Here is an 18602-nt window from a genome sequence, read left to right on the forward strand (position 1 = left end):
CCACACCTTCGGCGATCAGGTACCGCGCCAGCTGATTCACCCGACCCGCGAACTCGCCATAGGACAAACTCGTCCCCTCGAACGAGACAGCCACCCGATCCGGATGAGCAGCAGCCGCGGCATTGAACCCGTCCAACAGCAACCCCGCCGGCACCGCATGCCCGGTCGCGTTCCACTCCGCCAGCACCCGAGTGCGCTCGACCGGGGCGAGCATTTCGAGGTCCCCGACCGCCGTCTCCGGCGCTTCGACTATCTCCCGCAGCAGACGCGCGAACCGATGCGCGAAACCCTCCACCGTCGCGTGATCGAACAGGTCCCGGGAATACGAGAGTTCGCCGAGCATGCCGGTATCCGAATCTTCGCCCATTCCACGGAAATTGAGCGAGAGATCGAACTTCTCCAGACCGGTCTCGAAATCGACCGGGGCCACCCGCAGTTCCGGCAATTCGAAATGCCGGTCCGGCAGGTTCTCGAACGACAACGCGACCTGGAAAATGGGATGCCGCGCCTGGGAACGCGCTGGATTCAGCACCTCCACCAGGCGTTCGAACGGTACATCCGCGTGCGCGAATGCCTGGAGATCGGTATTCCGGACCTCTGCGAGCAGTTCGGCGAAAGTCGATTCACCACGGACCTGGGTTCGCAACACCAATGTGTTGACGAACATGCCGACCAGATTCTCCAGGGCGGCATCACCACGACCGGCCACCGGAGTACCGACAGCGATATCGGATTCTCCGGTTGTTCGCGCCAGCAATACGGCCAGCGCACTGTGCACCACCATGAACGGTGAAGCATTGTGACGCCGTCCCAGCTCCACGATCCGGCGACGGATCTCCGAGCTGATCACGAACGAATGGACGCCACCCTCGAAGGAGGACACCTGTGGTCGCGGCCGGTCCGCGGGCAGGACCAATTCGTCGGGCAGACCGGCCAGTTCCTGCTTCCAGTACCGGACCTGACCGGAGATCAGCGAATCCGGATCGTCCTCCGAACCCAGCACCTCACGCTGCCACAACGCATAATCCGCGTATTGCACCGGAAGGTTCACCCACGCCGGGGGCTCCCAGCTGATACGTGCCGCGTAGGCGGCCATCACATCGCGCGCCAGCGGTCCCATCGACCAGCCGTCGGCAGAGATATGGTGCACCACCATGCCGAGTACGTATTCGGTCTCGTCGATCTCGAAGAGCCGGGCGTGCAGCGGTACCTCGGCGGTGACGTCGAAGGCCATCGTCGCCAGATCGATCAGATGATCGATCAGCTTGTCCTCGCGGATCCGGAACGGAGTCAGATCCGGGACCACCTGAGCCGCGTCCAGGATCACCTGGACGGGAGCGCGGCCCGTATCGGGGAATACGGTGCGCAGGGATTCGTGCCGGTCGATCACATCGATGAAGGCCACCTGCAGGGCGGCCACGTCGAGGTCACCGGACATCCGGATGGCGATCGGGATGTTGTTGACCGCCGATTCCGTGTCGTACCGGTTGAGGAACCACATCCGCTGCTGCGCGAGCGACAGCGGGATCTCCTCCTGCCGGCTCCGCGCCACCAGTGCCTGGCGCGCGCCCTCGCCGACATGCGACTCGACCCGCGTGGCCAGCGCCATCACAGTCGAGGCCTCGAACAGTGTGCGCACCGGGACACGGGTATCGAGTGCGGCGCCCAGCCGAGCGGCGACCTGGGTCGCGATCAGCGAGTTACCGCCCAGCTCGAAGAAATCATCGTCGATACCGACCCGTTCGACGCCGAGCACCTCGGCGAAGATCCCGGCCACGATCTCCTCGATCGGGGTGGCGGGGGCCCGGAAGGTATGCGACTGGAACTGCGGCACGGGCAACGCCCGGCGATCCAGCTTCCCGGCGGGGGTCAGCGGGATCTCGTCGAGCACCATGATCGAGGACGGCACCATATAGGCGGGCAGCCGCTCCTGGACATGCGCGGTCAGCGCGGGAACATCGACCGAATCACCGGATGCGGCAACGACATAGGACACCAGCGTCATGGCGCCGGACACGTTCTCGTGCCCGATCGTCACCGCGAAGTCGACGGTGTCGTGCGAAGTCAGCGCGGAATCGATCTCGCCGAGCTCGATCCGGAAGCCGCGAACCTTCACCTGGAAGTCGTTGCGGCCCACGTACTCGACCACGAGGGCACCGGAGCTGTCGCGCCGCCAGCGCACGACGTCACCGGTGCGGTACAGGCGATCGCCGGGCGCACCGTACGGGTCGGCGACGAACCGGCCGGCGGTCAGCGCGGACCGGGCATGGTAGCCGCGGGCCAGCTGGATACCACCGACGTAGAGCTCTCCGGTGACACCCTCCGGCACCGGGCTCAACCGGCCGTCCAATACCAGCGCCCGCATACCCCGGACCGGGCCACCGATGGTGACCGGGTCGCCCGGCCGGAGCCGGTCACTGATATTGGTGGCGACAGTGGCCTCGGTCGGGCCGTAGGCGTTGAAGAGGTAGCGATCCGGGGTCGCCGCCCAGCGGGCGGCGAGTTCCGGCGAGACCGCCTCGCCGCCGGTGATGACGACACGCACCTCCGACATCGCGTCGAGATCGAGCGAAGCCAGCACCGACGGGGTCAGGAAGGCATGGGTCACCCCGGTGGTTTCGATCAGATCGGCCAGTTCGGCGCCGCCGAACATCATCTGCGGCACGATGACCAGGGCGCCGCCGGCTCCGATGGCGAGCAGGAGTTCCAGCACGGAGGCGTCGAACGACGGGGAGGCGAAAGCCAGCGCCCGGGTGGAAGAGTCCAGGCCGAAGCGCTGCACCTGCTCGGTGCTGAAGTTGCACAACCCCGCGTGGGTGACCGCGACGCCCTTGGGCAGGCCGGTCGATCCCGAGGTGTAGATCATGTACGCGGTATTCGCCGTACGCAGCGGTGCGCGCCGATCGGCGTCGGTGACCGGCTCCGCCGAACTGGCCATGATCTCGGCGGCGAACTCGGGATCGTCCAAGTCGATCCAGCCGTCGGCCAGCTCGGGCAGGTCCGGCAGTTCGGCTGCCTCGGTGATACCCAGGGCCGCACCGGAATCGGTGACCATATGGATGATCCGGTCGGCCGGATAGGCCGGATCGACCGGTACCAGGACAGCGCCGGATTTGGCGATGGCCCACAGGACCAGGTGGTAGCGCCACGAGCGGCCCAGCGCCAGAGCGATGGAGACCTCCGGGCCCGCGCCCCGCTCGATGAGGACCCGGGCCAGCTGATTCGACGCCGTATCCAGTTCCGCGTAGGTGTAGCTCTCGTCGTCGGCGATCACCGCGGTCCCGGCGGGATCGATCCGGGCGGCGGCGCTCAGCAGCCCCGCCAAGGTATCCGGCGTTTCGGCCGGGCCACCGCTACGGGTGGTCAGCTCGGCGCGCTCGGCGGTGTCGAGGAGTTCGATGGTCCCGACGCGGGTCTGCGGGTCGTCGACGATGACGTCGAGCAACCGCTGCCAGCGGGTCACGAACGATCGCACCGTGGACTCGTCGAACAGATCGGTGGCGTAGGAGAGGACGAGTCCCATACCCGTCGGTTCGCCCCGCGCCCCACGCTTTTCGGTGATCGTCCAGACGAGGTCGAATTTGGCGATATCGAGTTCGATCTCGTCCGCGCTGATCGACAGTCCGGGAATCTCCAGGGCGGCGTGCGAGACCTCCTGGAACGACAGCATCACCTGCACCAGCGGATGCACGGCCTGCGAACGCGTCGGATTGACGATTTCGGCGATCCGCTCGAACGGTACGTCCGCGTTCGAGAACGCGGCCAGATCCCGGGTGCGGGTTTCGGCGAGCAGTTCGGTGAACGTCTGCTCACCGTCGATCTCCGAGCGCAGCACCAGCGTGTTGACGAACATACCGATCAGATCGTCGAGCGCGGCCTCGCCGCGGCCGCCGACCGGGGTACCGACGCCGATATCGGTGGTTCCCGAGAGCCGCGACAGCAGCACCGCCAGCGATGCGTGCAACAGCATGAACAGGGTGGCGCCCTGCTGCCGGGCCAGGGCGTCGAGCCGGCTGTGCGTTTCGGCATCGATATCGACCGATACCCGGCTGCCGCGGAAACTCTGCACCGCCGGGCGCGGCCGGTCGGTGGGCAGTTCGAGCTGGTCGGGCAGGCCTTCCAGCTGTTCGGTGTGATAGGCGATCTGCCGCGCGGCGACGGATTGCGGGTCCGATTCCGAACCGAGCATCTGGCGCTGCCAGATGCTGTAGTCCAGGTACTGCACCGGCAGTGGCGGCAGTTGTGGCTCCGACCCCGCGGCCCGCGCCAGGTACGCGGCCGCGACATCGCGGGACAGCGGACCCATCGACCATCCGTCGGCGGCGATATGGTGCAGCACGAACGCGACCGCGTACTCCGCGGTGCCGTTGGTGCGGCTACCCGTCACCTCGTAGATCCGCCAGCGGAACGGTAGTTCGTGGGTCACATCGAAACCGTTGGCCGCGAATTCGGTCAGCTCGGTGGTCAGCAGCGCCGCGTCGATCGGCTCGGCCGTGACCTCGGTCTCGAGCTCGTCCATCGGCAGTACCAGCTGGTAGCCGCCGTCCTCCGACTCGGGATAGATGGTCCGCAGCGACTGCTGGCGGGTCATCACATCGCGCACGGCGGCCTGCAGTGCCGCCAGATCGACCTGGCCCTTCATCCGGATGACGAAGGGCACGTTGTAGGCCGGGATCGTCGGATCGAACAGGTTGATGAACCACATGCGCTGCTGCGCGAGCGCCAGTGGGACCCGGTCCGGCAGCGGCTGGGCGACGAGCGGAAGCCGGTCGGGCGCAGCGGATTCGGCGGTTTCCAGCCGGGCGGCGATACCGGCGGCCGTGGGCGCCTCGAACAGCACGCGGACGCCGATCTGGACGCCGAATGCCGCATTGATCCGGGCCACCACCTGGGTGGCGATCAACGAGTTGCCGCCCAGATCGAAGAAACTGTCGTCGGCGCCGACGCGGTCGTGCGCCAGTACTTCGGCGAAGATCCCCGCCACGAGCTGTTCGGCTTGGCTCCGGGGTGCCCGGAAATCCGCGTCGGAGGCGGTGAACACGGGCTCGGGCAGCGCCTTGCGGTCGAGCTTGCCGCTGGTGTTCAGCGGGAACTCGGCGAGCACCGTGATCGCCGCGGGCACCATGTAGGCGGGCAGTTTCGTCCCCAGGAAGCGGGCCAGCTCCTCGGGTTCGACCGTCCGGCCGGGCAGGGGAACCACGTAGGCGACCAGCTGCGGACCGGTCGCCGTCTCGGCCACCAGCGCCACGCTCTGGTCCACCGCGTGGTACGAACCCAGCTCGGCCTCGATTTCGCCGAGTTCGATCCGCAGACCGCGGATCTTCACCTGGAAGTCGGCGCGGCCGCGGTACTCGATTTCGCCGTCGGCTCGCCAGACGGCCAGGTCGCCCGTGCGGTACATACGGCTGCCCGGGACGACAGGATCGGCGACGAACCGGTCGGCCGACAGATCCGGGCGGCCCGCGTAGCCGCGCGCCAGCTGCGGGCCGGCCAGGTACAGATCGCCCGCGGTGCCCACCGAAACCGGCCGCAACCGCGAATCCAGAATGTAGGCACGGTTGTTGGCTGTCGGCGCACCGATCGGCACCGAGTCCACATCGTCGGCGGTGACCTCGTGGAAGGTGTTGTCCACCGCCGTCTCGGTCGGACCGTACAAGTTGTGCAGCTGCGCAGCGGTCAGCTCACGCACCCGGCGGCCCAGCGCGGGCGGCAGCGCCTCGCCGCCCACGATCAGGTATCGCAGCGCGGTGCATTCGGCGAACCGCGGATCGGCGATGAGCACTGCCAGGACCGACGGCACGTACTGCACGATCGTGACCCGTTCGGCGATCATGGTGCGCACCATGTACGCCGGGTCGAGGTGACCGTCCGGTTTCGCCAGCACCAGCCGCGCGCCCGACTGGAAGGGCAGGAAGAACTCGCGCACCGACGCGTCGAAGGTCACCGCGGTCTTCTGCAGCATGCTGTCTTCGGCGGACAGCCGGTACTTGTCCTGTGTCACCGTCAAGGTGGCGACGATCGCGGAATGCGATACCACCACACCTTTGGGGCGGCCGGTGGAGCCCGAGGTGAAGATCACGTACGCGGTATTCGACGGTCGCAGCGGCCGCCGCCGGTCGGCATCGGTGATCGGCGCGTCCGAGAAGTCCGACACCTCGAGGGCATCGACGTCGACCCGTCGCACCTGCTCCGGCAGGACCAGCTCCTGCCCGGACAGCGTGAGCACACAGACCGGATCGGCGCTGTCGAGAATATGTGCGATCCGCTCGGCCGGATGGTCCGGATCGATCGGCACGTACGCGCCACCGGCCCGCACGATCGCGTGGATGGCCACCACCAGTTCGACCGACCGCGGCATCGCGACGGCGACCAGCGATTCCGGTCCCACCCCGGTCGCGACCAGATAGCGCGCGAGCCGATTGACCCGGGCGGTGAATTCGGCGCGGGTGAGCGTCAGTCCCTCGAAGACGAGGGCGACGCTCTGTGGATCCACTTCCTGCTCATCGAGCAGTTCGGGCAGGGTGGCGGCCGAGACCTCCAGGGTCCGGCTGTTGAATTCGACTGTCGTCAGCTCGCGTTCGGCGGCACTGGTGAGTTCCAGATCCCAGACCGCGGTCTCCGCGCCGGCGGCGAGGAATCCGTCGAAGAATTCGAGGAAGCGCGTGTGGTGGCGTTCGGCCTCGGCGGCTGTGTAGACGTTGGGGTTGGTCTCGAAGTCGATGTGCAGCCGGGTGCCGCGCATCGACTGATAGAAGTTGACGCTCAGATCCGTGATGCTGCCGGTGGTCAGTACCTGCAGAGTGCCGACGGCATCGCCGAGGACGATCTCGTCGGAGAACAACATGACGTTGACCGCCGGGCCGAAGGAGGTGGAGTTCGTGCCGGCATCGCGGCGGATGTCCTCACTCCGGTAGCGCTGGTGGCGCAGTGCCCCGGCCACTTCCAGTTGGACCTGACGCAGCAGATCCGCGACGGTCGTATCGTGGCCTACCCGCAACCGCAGGGGCACGATATTCGACAATGCGCCGCCGGAACGACGCATGGCCGCGGTGACGCGCGCGGTCACGGGCAGGCTCAGGATCACCTCGGTGACGCCGTTCCACTGCGCCAGATACGCGGCGAACCCCGCCAGCAGCTCCTGCGCGGGAGTGGACTCGCGCTGCGCCACGCTCGCGTCGAGCAGCGCGTTGCGGCGATCGGTCAGCGCCGCCTGCTGGACCCCGTTCCATGCCGAGGGCGCGGCCGTCCGGCCGGCCAGGCTGTTGCCCTCCTCGAGCCCGGTGACGCGTTCGGCCCAGTACTCTTTGTCGGATTCGAACCGGGCACTGTCGCGGTAGGCGATCTCCTGGTCGTAGAGCGTGCGCAGCGACGCCGCTTTGGACTTCTGCGGATCGGTCCCGGTGCGGTAGGCCGTGTACAGCTCGGCGACCCGGTTCACATAGTTCATCGCGCCGAAGCCGTCGAACGCGATGTGGTGGACGCGGGAGTACCAGTACCAATGGTCGTCGGCCAGCCGCAGGGCGAAACTGGCGGCCAGGCGATCGGTGGTCATATCGAGCGGACGGCTGTACTCGGCGCGCATCCACGCACGGGCGGCCGCCACCGGGTCGTCGGCGTCGCGCAGATCGACAGCGGTGACACCGTCGTTCTCGTCGTCGGCGATGGAGTGGTCGACCCACTGCAGCGGTTCACCGTCGCGTTCGACGATGCGCAGGAAGGAGGAACCCACCTCGAGGGAGGCGTCCAGAGCGGCCCGGCTCAGGGTGTCGACATCGAGCTCACCGTGCAGCTCGACGTACTGAGCGATGTTGACCGGGACCTGCGGGTCCATATGCTGCGCGTACCAGATGCCCAGCTGCGCGGGCGACAGGGGGAACAGACTCCCGTCCGTGGCTGCTGCGCCACTGTCCGTACCGTTCCCGCCGTTGTCCAGCCGGTCCAACCGTAACCTCGCTTCCGGAACGCACGCGTGCGCTTCCCGTTACCACCCGGATTGCGACGCGCACCGCCGACAGCTCGGCATCCGCGGTTCCAGGCCCACTTCTCGTTTGCTCAGGCAGAAATGTCCATCGGAGTTATCCGTTTGTGAAGCCAGGGACGTTACATCGGGCGCCCCGTACCACCCGGCACACCCGGTGCCCCATGCCACCGTGCCATCGCACCCGGGCGTCGACTCCTGATCACCGATCCAATCTACCGAAGCACGGCCGTGGCACCAACCGGGTTCCGTGACCGTCCCACCGGTCACGGGGCGGTTTCCGGGCGGTTCCGGACAACCCGGCCACCTCGCGCTTATCCGCTCAGGTCGCTGCGGTCGCGCGCCGGGTCGTAGAGGTGCGATTGCGCACAATCGATTCCGGGGTCCAAAGCCTGTCCGACCAGGATGACCGCCGCCCGCGACAGCCCCGCCGCCTCGACCCGATCCGCGATATCGGCCAGTGTGCCACGCAGCACAATCTGATCCGGTTGACTCGCGCGATAGACCACGGCAGCCGGGCACCCCGGCCCATAATCCGCGACGAGCTCCAGCGCGAGCTCCCGGATACGGGTGATCGCCAGGTGTAACACCAGCGTGGCGCGCGTCCGCGCGAATTCCGGCAGTGCCTCGGACTCCGGCATCGCGGTCGACCGGGCCCGGGTACGGGTCAGTACCACCGACTGCGCGACCTCGGGAACGGTCAGCTCGGCACCCAGCAGCGCCGCGGCGGCGGCGTACGCGGGGACACCCGGGGTGATATCCCAGCCCACCCCGGCCGCGTCGAGTCTGCGCGTCTGCTCGGTGAGGGCGGAATAGAGGGACGGATCACCCGAACACAACCGCGCCACCGCACGGCCCTCCGCCGTGGCGCGCACCATATGCGCCGTGATCTCGTCCAGGTCGAGCCGCTGGGTGTCGATGAGTTCGGTGGCCGGCGCGCAGTGACCGAGCACCTCGGGATCCAGGTAGGTCCCCGGATACAGGCAGACCGCACAACGCCGCAGCAGCTCCACCGCGCGCACCGTCAGCAGATCCGCGGCGCCGGGCCCGGCTCCGATGAAGTGCACCGTCATGGGTCGAGTCTAGGCACCGGCCGCCGACGAGCAGGTCGGCGACCACCGCCCGCACATCGGAGCCGGTCAGCATCCCGGCATTGTCTGGTCGAGCCGCAATCGGCAGGAGCGGCCGCCGCGGCCCGCCGAAGTCAGCCGACGGCGTCGAAGAAAGCGATGACCTTGATCGGCTGCACCCGGACCAGCAGTTCACCGGGGACACCGTTGCGACGTCCGAACTCGTCGGCACGGGCCGTACCCATATAGCGGCCGCCGATCGCGGTCGCCGAACGCAGCAGTTCGGCCGGGTCCTCGGAGAAAGTGACGGTGCCCTGGATCTGCACGGCGGCGAAGGGCGGCTCCTCCAGATCCACCACGATCGCGATCCGGGGGTCGCGCCGCAATGCCTTGCCCTTCGCCGTCTCCTTACCAGTGTTGAACACGATCTCGTCGCCGTCGAGCAGGAACCACACCGGGGTGACCAGCGGACGCCCGTCGGACGCGGTGTAGGCGACCTTCGCGGTTCGGGTTCCGTAACTGAGGAATTCACGCACCTTGGGATCGGAAAGTGAGGCCATACGACCAGCCTAGGGGGCTGTGCCTACTTGCCCCGCCTTCGGCGGGGCGGGTCGGGGCCCTGTTAACCCCGGTTCTTCACTCCTTCGCTCAGTCGCTGCGCTCCTTCGCTACGTCGCTCCAGAACCGGGGCGGGCCCCGACCACGGAAGCGGACCATCCGAAGTAGGGAGGAGGTGTGGGGGTGTCTGCACAGGCGCGCCTTCGGTCGGCTCGGAAAGGCACCTCGTCTCTCGAGTACTCGATCGTCGCCGATCCGGAAACGGCCGACCGCGCGCACGCGAAACAGCTCTGTGTGTCGCCGCTCATACGATCCGCGGCGGCATCTCTGTTTGGAATGCGCTCATATAGCTGTGCAGTCGCCCCTGCTCGAGACGATCGACGCGCGAGTGCACTCGATACGACGTGCCGTCGAGAAACAGGATTTCCTCTTCGTCCGGATCGGCCGACCACTGCTTTACCGACTTACCGGTGAACGATGCCATCGCTATGTGCACGTGACCCTTCTTGAGTGCGTATGGCCGGGTAGAGGTACTCATGAAGCCCAATTCGGTGATCACCGCACCCTTTCGGTGCTGGGCCAGAACTTCTTCCGGTAGATCGATATGCCGATAGACCGTGCCCCGGAAATCATCCAGCTTTCGAAGGGCAGATCGAAGATCGTCGACATCGTGCTGGAAATCGATGCCCCTGCCTTCACGAAGCGCTCTGTTGACCTCTGGGGATCCGGTTCCGGTGTAGGTCTCCAGCGCCATGATCTCCCGTGGGGTCAACGGCGAATTCGGCGGTATCGATCGCCCACCGGACCCGGCGGGAAGCCGGGGGGAGCCGAGTATCTCGGGATGGAATCCGAGCTTGCTTCCATCCGCCGCCGCGGCCACCGTGTTCGCCCCCGCGGGGCTCTCGCGAGCCACGGTCCTCAGGTTCGCGGCCCCGCCGGCGGCCACCGTGTCGAGTGTCTGTTGAAGCTGCTCGGTCAGGTATTTCATGAGATCGACCGGTAACCGCGAAGGCCCGCCCGGCAGTAGGTCCGATGGTTCCACACCAGGGACTGTAAGAACATCCGCGTCTCGCTGCCGACCGCCTGTCCACCGGTGGTGATGTCACACCTGGGCGACCCACACCGTCGATTCGGTATCCGCCGGGATACGCCGGTCGAAGAGAAGAGGTTCGCCATGAATATCGCCTATTACATCGTCGCGGTCCTGACCGCTCTGTGGGTCGGATTCTCGGGCTACTCGCTGTTCTCGAAGCAGCAATTCGTCGTCGAACCTCTCGAGCAGTACGGTGTGCCGCGGTCGTGGTGGAACTGGCTGGCCCTGGCCAAGACCGCCGGAGCGCTGGGATTGATCGCCGGTTTCGTCCTCCCGGCTCTCGGCGTGGCCGCCGCCGTCGGCCTGATCCTCTACTTCCTCGGCGCGACCGCGACTGCCCTACGGGCCCGCTCGTACAAGACGGCGGTGTTCCCGCTGCTGTACCTGGCTCCGATCGTCGCCACCCTCGTCCTGCAACTGGCCCGCTGACCCACCGGCCGCGGCGGCGTCCACCTGTCCCCCCGGGACGATGCCGCCGCCGTTTCCCACGGACGAAAAGGTCGCCGCGGACAACACCCTCCCACTGACCGGGCAGCGCCCCGGCCGTCCCCGCGAAACCGCCGATATCGCGACCTCTCGCGGGTGATACTCCGTGTGGCGCCCGTCACCGGGAGCCGCAGCGTGTGAGGAGTTGGCGATGAGTGTGGTGGACGGGTCGGGGAAGACCGGCGGGACCTCTCCTTCCGATCGGTCCGGGCTGCGCCGGGTGGTCGCCGCTTCCATGGCGGGGACCGTGGTCGAGTGGTACGAGTTCTTCCTCTACGGCACGGCCGCGACGCTGGTGTTCAGCAAGATCTTCTTTCCCGCCTCCGACAGCGAACTCGACGCGATCCTGAAGGCGTTCCTCACCTACGCCGTGGGTTTCGCCGCCCGCCCGCTCGGCGGGATCGTGTTCGGTCATTTCGGCGACCGCTACGGCCGCAAACGGTTGCTGCAGTTCAGCCTGGTGCTGGTGGGCGCCTCGACTTTCCTGATGGGCTGTCTGCCCACCTACGGCCAGATCGGTTACCTGGCACCCGCGCTGCTGGTGCTGCTCCGGTTCCTGCAGGGTTTCGCGGTCGGCGGCGAGTGGGGTGGCGCGGTACTGCTGGTGGCCGAGCACAGCCCGAACCGCAGTCGCGGTTTCTGGGCGAGCTGGCCGCAGTCGGGGGTGCCCGGCGGGAATCTGCTGGCCACGCTGGTCCTGCTGGCGCTGACCGCGATGCTGTCCGACGACGCCTTCCTGTCGTGGGGGTGGCGGATCGCGTTCTGGTTGTCCGCGGTGGTCGTCCTGATCGGCTACTACGTGCGCACCAAGGTGAGCGACGCCCCGATCTTCACCGCCGCGCGGCAGGAGGCCGAGCAGGTACGGTCCTCGTCGTTCAGCGCAGTGGAAGTACTGAAGCGGTATCCCCGGGGTGTGTTCACCGCGATGGGCCTGCGCTTCGGCGAGAACATCATGTACTACCTGGTCGTCACGTTCACCATCACCTATCTGAAGGTGCGCGAGGGTATGGCCACCGACGACATCCTCTGGTGGCTGCTGGCCGCGCACGCGGTGCACTTCGCGGCCATTCCGCTGGCCGGTGCGCTGGCCGACCGGATCGGACGGCGACCGGTCTACCTGGCCGGTACCGTCGCGGCCGGGGCCTGGGGTTTCTTCGCCTTCCCGATGATGGACACCGGCAACGGGTGGGTGATCACCGCGGCGATCATGCTCGGCCTGATCGCGCACGCGGGGATGTACGCACCGCAACCGGCCATCATGGCGGAGATGTTCCCGACCCGGATGCGGTACTCCGGGGTGTCGCTGGGCTATCAGGTGACCTCGATCGTCGCCGGTTCGCTGGCTCCGGTGATCGCCGTGAAACTGCTCGAGATCTACGATTCGGCCGTACCCATCGCGCTGTATCTCGCGGCGGCGACCGCGGTGACGGCGGTGGCGGTGCTGTTCGCCCGCGAGACCAAGGGGTTCGACCTGACCGATATCGACCGGGCCGACGCCGCTCGCGCCGCGTCGGGCCGGGAGCGGCAGCCGGCACAGAATCGCGGGACAGCGACGGGCGGCCGGTAGCCGATCCCGCCCGCTGAACAGGGGCGGTGGTCACCGACGCACCTCCGCCGCGTACGCCGCCGCCGCCTCGTAACGCGGACAGCGATGCGCGGCATGCACATCCATCACCTGATGGGCATGCGCGTACCCGCGGATCGGGTCCCGCGACCGGCAGTGCGCCGTGGGACAGCCAGCCGGTAACGCCCGGAGCCCGTCGGCCAGCTGCCGCAGAATCACCGGGTCATCGGCAACCCACCTCTTGCCCGCCTGCCACAGCCGGACCGTGGCGGCCATGGCCAGATTGTGCGGAGCCCTGACGGGCAGGGCCGGTGTCTCGTGACACATACGGATACCTCGTTCATGGTTGTCGTGTGGTGGTTCGACCTGCTCGGGCCGGGAAGCCGACTCCTCGCCTGTTGACGATCGACGTAACAACTCGAGCCGTCGTCATAGGTATGAGCGATACGCGCAGGGGTGGATACCCGACCGAGCGAGAAGCTCGACGTGGTACCTGACGGGATGAAACCGACCGCTCAGGCGCTGCGGAAGTCGGCAACCTTCGGTATCTGCCGATCCGATCGGCTCCAGCCTCGATCGAAGCCTTGTGAGGATGGCGTTGTTGCTGGTCATGGCGACGACACTATGAGCGAGGACAGACTGCGGTTTGTACAAAATGTGTGAGTACCTACAGCTAGTTCGGTTTCGGAGAGATCAGTACTGTTGAGCCGGTGTCGCATGGCCGCGCTTCGGCCCGCTACGCCTCACACCCGCCCCGCAGACCTCGAGGTAGTGAGAGACCAGCCGCATGGACGAGCAAGCTCACGCAATCGGTCGCCGCGTTCGATACTGGCGGCTCCGGCGCAACCTCGACCGGCAACAGTTCGCTGACATGGTGGGCCGCTCGACGTCGTGGCTGGACAAGATCGAAAAGGGCGAGCGCAATCTTCTTCGCCTGCCCATGCTCGACCGAGTAGCCGAGGTTCTCGGCGTTGATCCCGCCGCCCTGACCGACATCTCAACCGCTCGCCGGACGGTGGGGTGTGTGGATGCCGTCGAGGTGCGGACTATTCGCGAGGCATTGAGTCGGTACCCCTCGTTGTCGGCACAAGACAGCAAGCAAGAGCCGACTCTCGATCGAGTAACCAAGCAACTGAAATACGTTGATCAGGCCTGGCTTTCTTCGCATTTCACGGTTGTAGTTCGCTATCTTCCGCGGCTGCTGCACGAGGCCCGAATGTTGGCTTACATCGCTCAGCCTTCCCAACAGATCCCGGCAACCCGAACGCTGGTCCTGGCTTATCGGCTGGCTTCCTCGGTTCTCCTGAAGTTCGAGACCAACGACGTGGCGTGGCTTGCAGCAGATCGCGCTATGCAAGAAGCCTTGGCAGTGGACGACACGTTAGCCCTCGCAAGAGCGACACGCAGCGTCGCCCGATCACTGACCAGCACGGGGCAACTAACGAGTGCTATCAACGCTGTCACAGGCATGACCGACCGAATGCAACCCGAACTCGACACGCGGGCAGACGAATTACTGTCGTTGTACGGCATGCTGTTTTTGGCTGCCTCGATCGCGGCAGCCGATCAGGAAGACGCAGACACAGCACTCCTGATGCATGAGCAAGCACGAGCGGCAGCTGAAAGGCTTTGTCCCGGCTACGATATGCACCGAACGTTCTTCGGGCCTACAAATGTTGGGCTTCATCGGGTAGCCGCCCTTGTTCGATTGCATGAACCGGGGCAAGCGTTGGAATATGCCCAAACCATTGATCAGGAATCTATTTCGAATCTGCCACCGGAGCGGAGAGTCAATTACATGCTCGACATCGCTTCCGCGTATACCCAGACCGGCCAATATACGGACGCCGCCCGGACCTTGATCGACGCTGATCGAATCGCACCCGAGGAGGTCCGCTGCCGCCCCTTGTCGCATGGCCTACTCCGGGCAATGCTGAAAAATACCGGCGAGGATACGGGGCGTGCCGTGCGACGGATAGCATCGCGGGCAGGCGTCACCGCATGAGGGACCGCGTTCTGTACCTGTTCATCTGTGGCGCAGGTCCAGCGAGTCGGGTAATCGAGATGGTGACCTCAGCACAGGCCGAGGGCTGGTCGGTGTACTGCATTGCCACCCCGGCGGCGGTCGAACATTTCCTGGACATTCAGGATCTGGAGAATGCGACCGGCCATCAAGTGCGCACGTCGTACCGGAAACCTGGTGATGAGCCGTTACCGAGACCAGACGGCGTCATCGTGGCACCGGCGACCTATAACACGATCAACAAGTGGGCGGCAGGAATCTCGGATACGTACGCGCTCAACCAGCTTGCGGAACTGACCGGACTCGGGGCCAAGATGGTGGTCTTGCCGTTTGTCAATCAAGCACTCGCGGCCAACCGAGTGTTCGTGCGCAGTGTGGAAGAGCTTCGGCACGCCGGAATACGCGTACTGTTCGGGCCCGGAGAATTCGAGCCGCACCCACCACGAACAGGCGGAAAGGTACTTGATACCTATCCTTGGAGTCTGGCCCTGAAGGCGCTCGAATAAGAGAGGTCTCGAGTCGGTGCGTTCGGTTTCGGGCACAGCGTGATCCAAGTGTGCTCGCGCCCGGAGACCCGACAGGGTAGCGAGTAACTATTTCGCGGGCGGCAGCGCCCGTGCGCCGGTCGTACGCGAGAGCAGGATCGAGATTCCTCGATCGCCGAGCCGATTTGCAGGGCCTCGGTTGTGCCTCGATAGCGGCTGGTGCCGAAGGGGCGGGCGAGGGCGTGCAGCCACGGTGCGATCGCCCGAGTCCGGAGCGCGCAGGTCGGGCCGACCGGGCCGGTGGCCGTGCGGTCCGTCGATACGAGTCGAATCTGTGGCCGAGCGGTTGTTGCTCGCAGGGGTCGGTCAGACGCCGGTAGGTCTGGGAGCCAGATCATCTCGGCGGAGGGCACACATACTCGGAGCTGTCCGAGGACCGGATGCGGCACCGGCGAGTGGTTCCGGGCAACGACTCCGGTGAGACCTTCGGGTGGCACTTTGTGGAGCAGGTCACTGAGACCCGTTCTCGGGTGGTACAGCGCAACAACCGTTGATATGTTTCGGCTTGTTCGTGCAGCGTCGCATCATCTTCGACTCTCGACCCGCGCAACATTCTGTCATTCCGCTGTTCATTCGCCTCTTTCGTCGTGGAAAGAGTCTGGAATTGTCTTACCCCGCAGCCGATTTCGCGTGACCCGCGAAACCTATTGCGGCGCCTGAATTCATGGAGATCTCATGACGCATACAAGCGCGCCCCCGGCTTTGGAACGCGCACAAAAAGTATCCGATGCCGTCGTGCGGAGTCGGGGGTTGTTGACGGGATACTTCGCCGGACTCGGCGTAGTGATGGCTATTTGGGGGACACGGATTCCGGCCGTACAGGCGGCCGCCGGGCTGGACACCGCCGGGCTGGCCGCGGTCCTGCTCGCGGCCGCGGTCGGTATGGTCGCAGGCCTCCGTGCCGGTGGGCGAATCGCCGAACCCGGCCGGCTTCCCCGACTGCTGACCGGTGGCGGGATCTGTCTCGCCGCGAGTCTCGCCCTGCTCGGTATCGGTGGATCTGCGATCGCACTCGCCGCCACGGCTCTGCTCTTCGGGGCCGCGCACGGTGTGCTGGACGTCGCGGTGAATGTCGCGGCGGTCCGGTGCCAGGAAGCATACGGTCGCCCGATCATGTCGGGCCTGCACGCGGCCTACAGTCTCGGCGCGCTGGGTGGGGCGGTGCTCGCCGCTGTCTGCGCCCACTACTCGCACACCTATGTATTCGGCGTCACCGCGGTCGTGGTCATGGTGGCCGCAGTCGGGGTGGCACCGGCTACCCGCTGTATCGGATGGCCGGCCACGGCCCTCGATCCGGTGGAAAAGGGGACACGGGAAGGCCGGCCCGAACTGTCGCGGGCCCGGCTCTGGCTGTTGGGGTTACTGGCCGCCGGATGTCTGCTGGGCGAAGGCACCGCGGCGGATTGGTCGGCTGTCCACCTCACCGGGCTGCACGCATCCGCCGCGATCGGTGCCGCGGCCTATGCCGGATACAGCGCGGCCATGGCCGCTGGCCGTCTCGTCGGTGATCGGCTCACGGCGCGCTTCGGTGCCTCGAATGTGGTGCGCGCGGGTGCGATTCTGGCCTCGATCGGACTTCTCACGGGCTCGGCGGTGGCCAGCATTCCATTGGCGCTCGTCGGCTGGGCCGCGTTCGGCCTCGGCCTGTCCGTCACGATCCCCGTCCTGATCAGCGCGGCCGGGGCCGGCGGTCCTCGCGGGATCGCCGCCGTGACCGTGACCGGCTACCTCGGGCTCCTCGCGGGACCGGCGCTCATCGGCGCGCTGGCCGCCGTCACATCCCTGCCCGTCGCCCTCATGCTGCCCGCCCTGCTCGCCGCGGGCGTGGCCGGACTGTCCCATCGAGCCCTGGAGAACAAATGACAACCGAACTCTCGTATCGGCCCCCGCGACTGGACGCGATCATCTTCGACTACAACGGCGTCATCGGTCTGCAGCCCACCCTGCTCGGCTGGAGCGGACTCGCCGAACTCACCGGTTGGGGCACCGACCAGCTCGGACACTTCCAGAGCGCTTTCTGGAGCGCCCGGGAACCCTACGATTCCGGCGAGCTCGACGACGCGGGCTTCTGGACCGCTGTGCTCGGTCATCGCCCGAACCCGGAACTGCTCATCCGGTTGCGTGCCGTCGACACCGCGCTGTGGACCCGGACCGACGATCGCGTCGTCGCGCTCCTACACCGGTTTCGGCAGGCAGGGCTCCCGATGGTATTGCTCTCCAACGCACCCCATCCGGTGAGTGATGCGCTCGACGCCGCCGATTGGCGCCCGCTGATGACCGACGCCCTCTACTCGGCCCGGCTCGGCATGAACAAACCCCACCCCGCTACCTACCGGAACGCACTCGTCGCGACCGGCGTCCGCGATCCCGGCCGCGTCCTGTTCATCGACGACCGTGCCGACAACTGCCGGGCCGCCGCCGACCTGGGGTTGCGCACTCTCCACTACACCGGATCCCCCGCCGATATCGAAACCCACCTGCGATTCGAGGCCGCAGCGTAGGTAGTACCCACGCATCGCCACAAGGGCCCCGAGGTCGGTACGACACCAGGCCGGGGTTCGACGCGCGCCCACGAGAACGCTCGGCCGAGGTATCCCGGCCGGGCGTTTTCGTGGGCCGCCGGTGCCAACCTTCACCTCAGTCCGGTACCGAACCGGTCAACGCGACCAGGGCCATCGAGCGCAGCACCGTACGGGTACGACCGCGAACGGGCCCGGCACTGTGCGGGGTGGAGTTGAGCAGCCCGAACACCGCGTGAGCCTGTACTCGTGCGGTCTCCTCGTCGAGGGCGGGTGTCAGTTCGCACAGCACCCCCACCCAGATCTCCACGTAGCGGCGCTGGGTGCGCCGGATCTCCCGGCGGGCCGGGGGCGGCACATTGTCGAGGTCACGGTCCTGGATGCGGATGAGCTCGGGTTCGCCGAGCGCGAAGTCGAGGTGGAAATCCACCAGTGCGGCCAGCGCCTCCGGCGGTCCGGCCGCGTCGGCGGCGACGAGGGTGCCGCCGTCGAGCAGTCGGCGGCTGATCCCGACCAGCAGTTCGATCAGCAATGCTTCCTTGTTGGGGAAATGCCGATAGACGGCGGGGCCGCTGATGCCGACCGCGGCACCCAGGTCGTCGAGGCGCATACCGAGGTATCCGCGTTCGGCGATGAGCCGCGCCCCGGCGATCAGCAGCTGGCCGCGCCGCTCCTGTTTCAGAAGTTCGCGTCGGGTAGGGGTGGCAGACTCGGCACTGGTCACCCGCACTCCTTTCACAGCTCTGGACAACTCGGTTAGTCAAGA

Annotated in this window: 12 protein-coding genes; 6 read left to right on the top strand and 6 right to left on the bottom strand. The window is 66.7% G+C overall.

All coding sequences use genetic code 11. The features are described from left to right. From IEY68_RS29005 to IEY68_RS36490, 4 genes are all read right to left on the bottom strand, one after another. The coding region (locus IEY68_RS29005) for a non-ribosomal peptide synthetase (protein ID WP_189094544.1) at window positions 1–7942 on the bottom strand (7942 nt) is incomplete at its 3' end. A 350-nt stretch (window positions 7943–8292) separates the two neighbouring features. Next, a complete protein-coding gene (cobM, locus tag IEY68_RS29010; protein WP_058856535.1) occupies window positions 8293–9051 on the bottom strand; it encodes a precorrin-4 C(11)-methyltransferase in 759 nt (252 codons plus the stop codon). 131 nt (window positions 9052–9182) lie between these two features. After that, on the bottom strand, window positions 9183–9608 hold the full coding sequence (locus IEY68_RS29015) for a PPOX class F420-dependent oxidoreductase (protein ID WP_058856536.1): 426 nt from the start codon (window positions 9606–9608) through the stop codon (window positions 9183–9185). 302 nt (window positions 9609–9910) lie between these two features. Continuing rightward, window positions 9911–10594, bottom strand: a complete 684-nt coding sequence (locus IEY68_RS36490; protein ID WP_058856537.1) for an ADP-ribosyltransferase — start codon at window positions 10592–10594, stop codon at window positions 9911–9913. Window positions 10595–10780: 186 nt separating this feature from the next. Between IEY68_RS36490 and IEY68_RS29025 the strand changes: the two genes are divergently transcribed. Then, window positions 10781–11128, top strand: a complete 348-nt coding sequence (locus IEY68_RS29025) for a DoxX family protein (RefSeq protein ID WP_058856554.1) — start codon at window positions 10781–10783, stop codon at window positions 11126–11128. Window positions 11129–11336: 208 nt separating this feature from the next. Next, window positions 11337–12752 carry an MFS transporter gene (locus IEY68_RS29030; RefSeq protein ID WP_063000325.1) on the top strand — a complete coding sequence of 472 codons (1416 nt, stop codon included), beginning with the start codon at window positions 11337–11339 and terminating at the stop codon, window positions 12750–12752. 30 nt (window positions 12753–12782) lie between these two features. On the opposite strand, the gene IEY68_RS29035 is transcribed toward IEY68_RS29030, so the two are convergent. Further along, on the bottom strand, window positions 12783–13076 hold the full coding sequence (locus tag IEY68_RS29035; RefSeq protein ID WP_063000323.1) for a hypothetical protein: 294 nt from the start codon (window positions 13074–13076) through the stop codon (window positions 12783–12785). 460 nt (window positions 13077–13536) lie between these two features. Here IEY68_RS29035 and IEY68_RS29040 point away from each other — a divergent pair, with 460 nt between their 5' ends. The 4 genes from IEY68_RS29040 to IEY68_RS29055 all read left to right on the top strand — a co-directional run bounded on the left by IEY68_RS29040 (window position 13537) and on the right by IEY68_RS29055 (window position 17818). Continuing rightward, the gene (locus IEY68_RS29040) at window positions 13537–14754 is read left to right on the top strand and encodes a helix-turn-helix domain-containing protein (protein ID WP_058856538.1); all 1218 of its coding nucleotides are present in this window, start codon (window positions 13537–13539) and stop codon (window positions 14752–14754) included. After that, entirely contained in the window at window positions 14751–15278 is a 528-nt protein-coding gene (locus IEY68_RS29045) for a flavoprotein (RefSeq protein WP_058856539.1), read from the top strand. Before IEY68_RS29040 ends, IEY68_RS29045 begins: the two co-directional genes overlap by 4 nt. Window positions 15279–15992: 714 nt before the next feature. Beyond that, window positions 15993–17180, top strand: coding sequence for an MFS transporter (locus IEY68_RS29050; protein WP_058856540.1), 1188 nt, complete (start codon window positions 15993–15995; stop codon window positions 17178–17180). Continuing rightward, on the top strand, window positions 17177–17818 hold the full coding sequence (locus IEY68_RS29055; RefSeq protein ID WP_058856541.1) for an HAD family hydrolase: 642 nt from the start codon (window positions 17177–17179) through the stop codon (window positions 17816–17818). The genes IEY68_RS29050 and IEY68_RS29055 overlap by 4 nt, the downstream gene beginning before the upstream one ends. A 136-nt stretch (window positions 17819–17954) precedes the next feature. On the opposite strand, the gene IEY68_RS29060 is transcribed toward IEY68_RS29055, so the two are convergent. Further along, complete coding sequence (locus tag IEY68_RS29060; protein WP_058856555.1) at window positions 17955–18560, bottom strand: SACE_7040 family transcriptional regulator; 606 nt, start codon at window positions 18558–18560, stop codon at window positions 17955–17957. Window positions 18561–18602 lie beyond the last annotated feature (42 nt).

Source organism: Nocardia jinanensis, assembly GCF_014645735.1.
GTDB classification, from domain to species: Bacteria; Actinomycetota; Actinomycetes; order Mycobacteriales; family Mycobacteriaceae; genus Nocardia; species Nocardia jinanensis.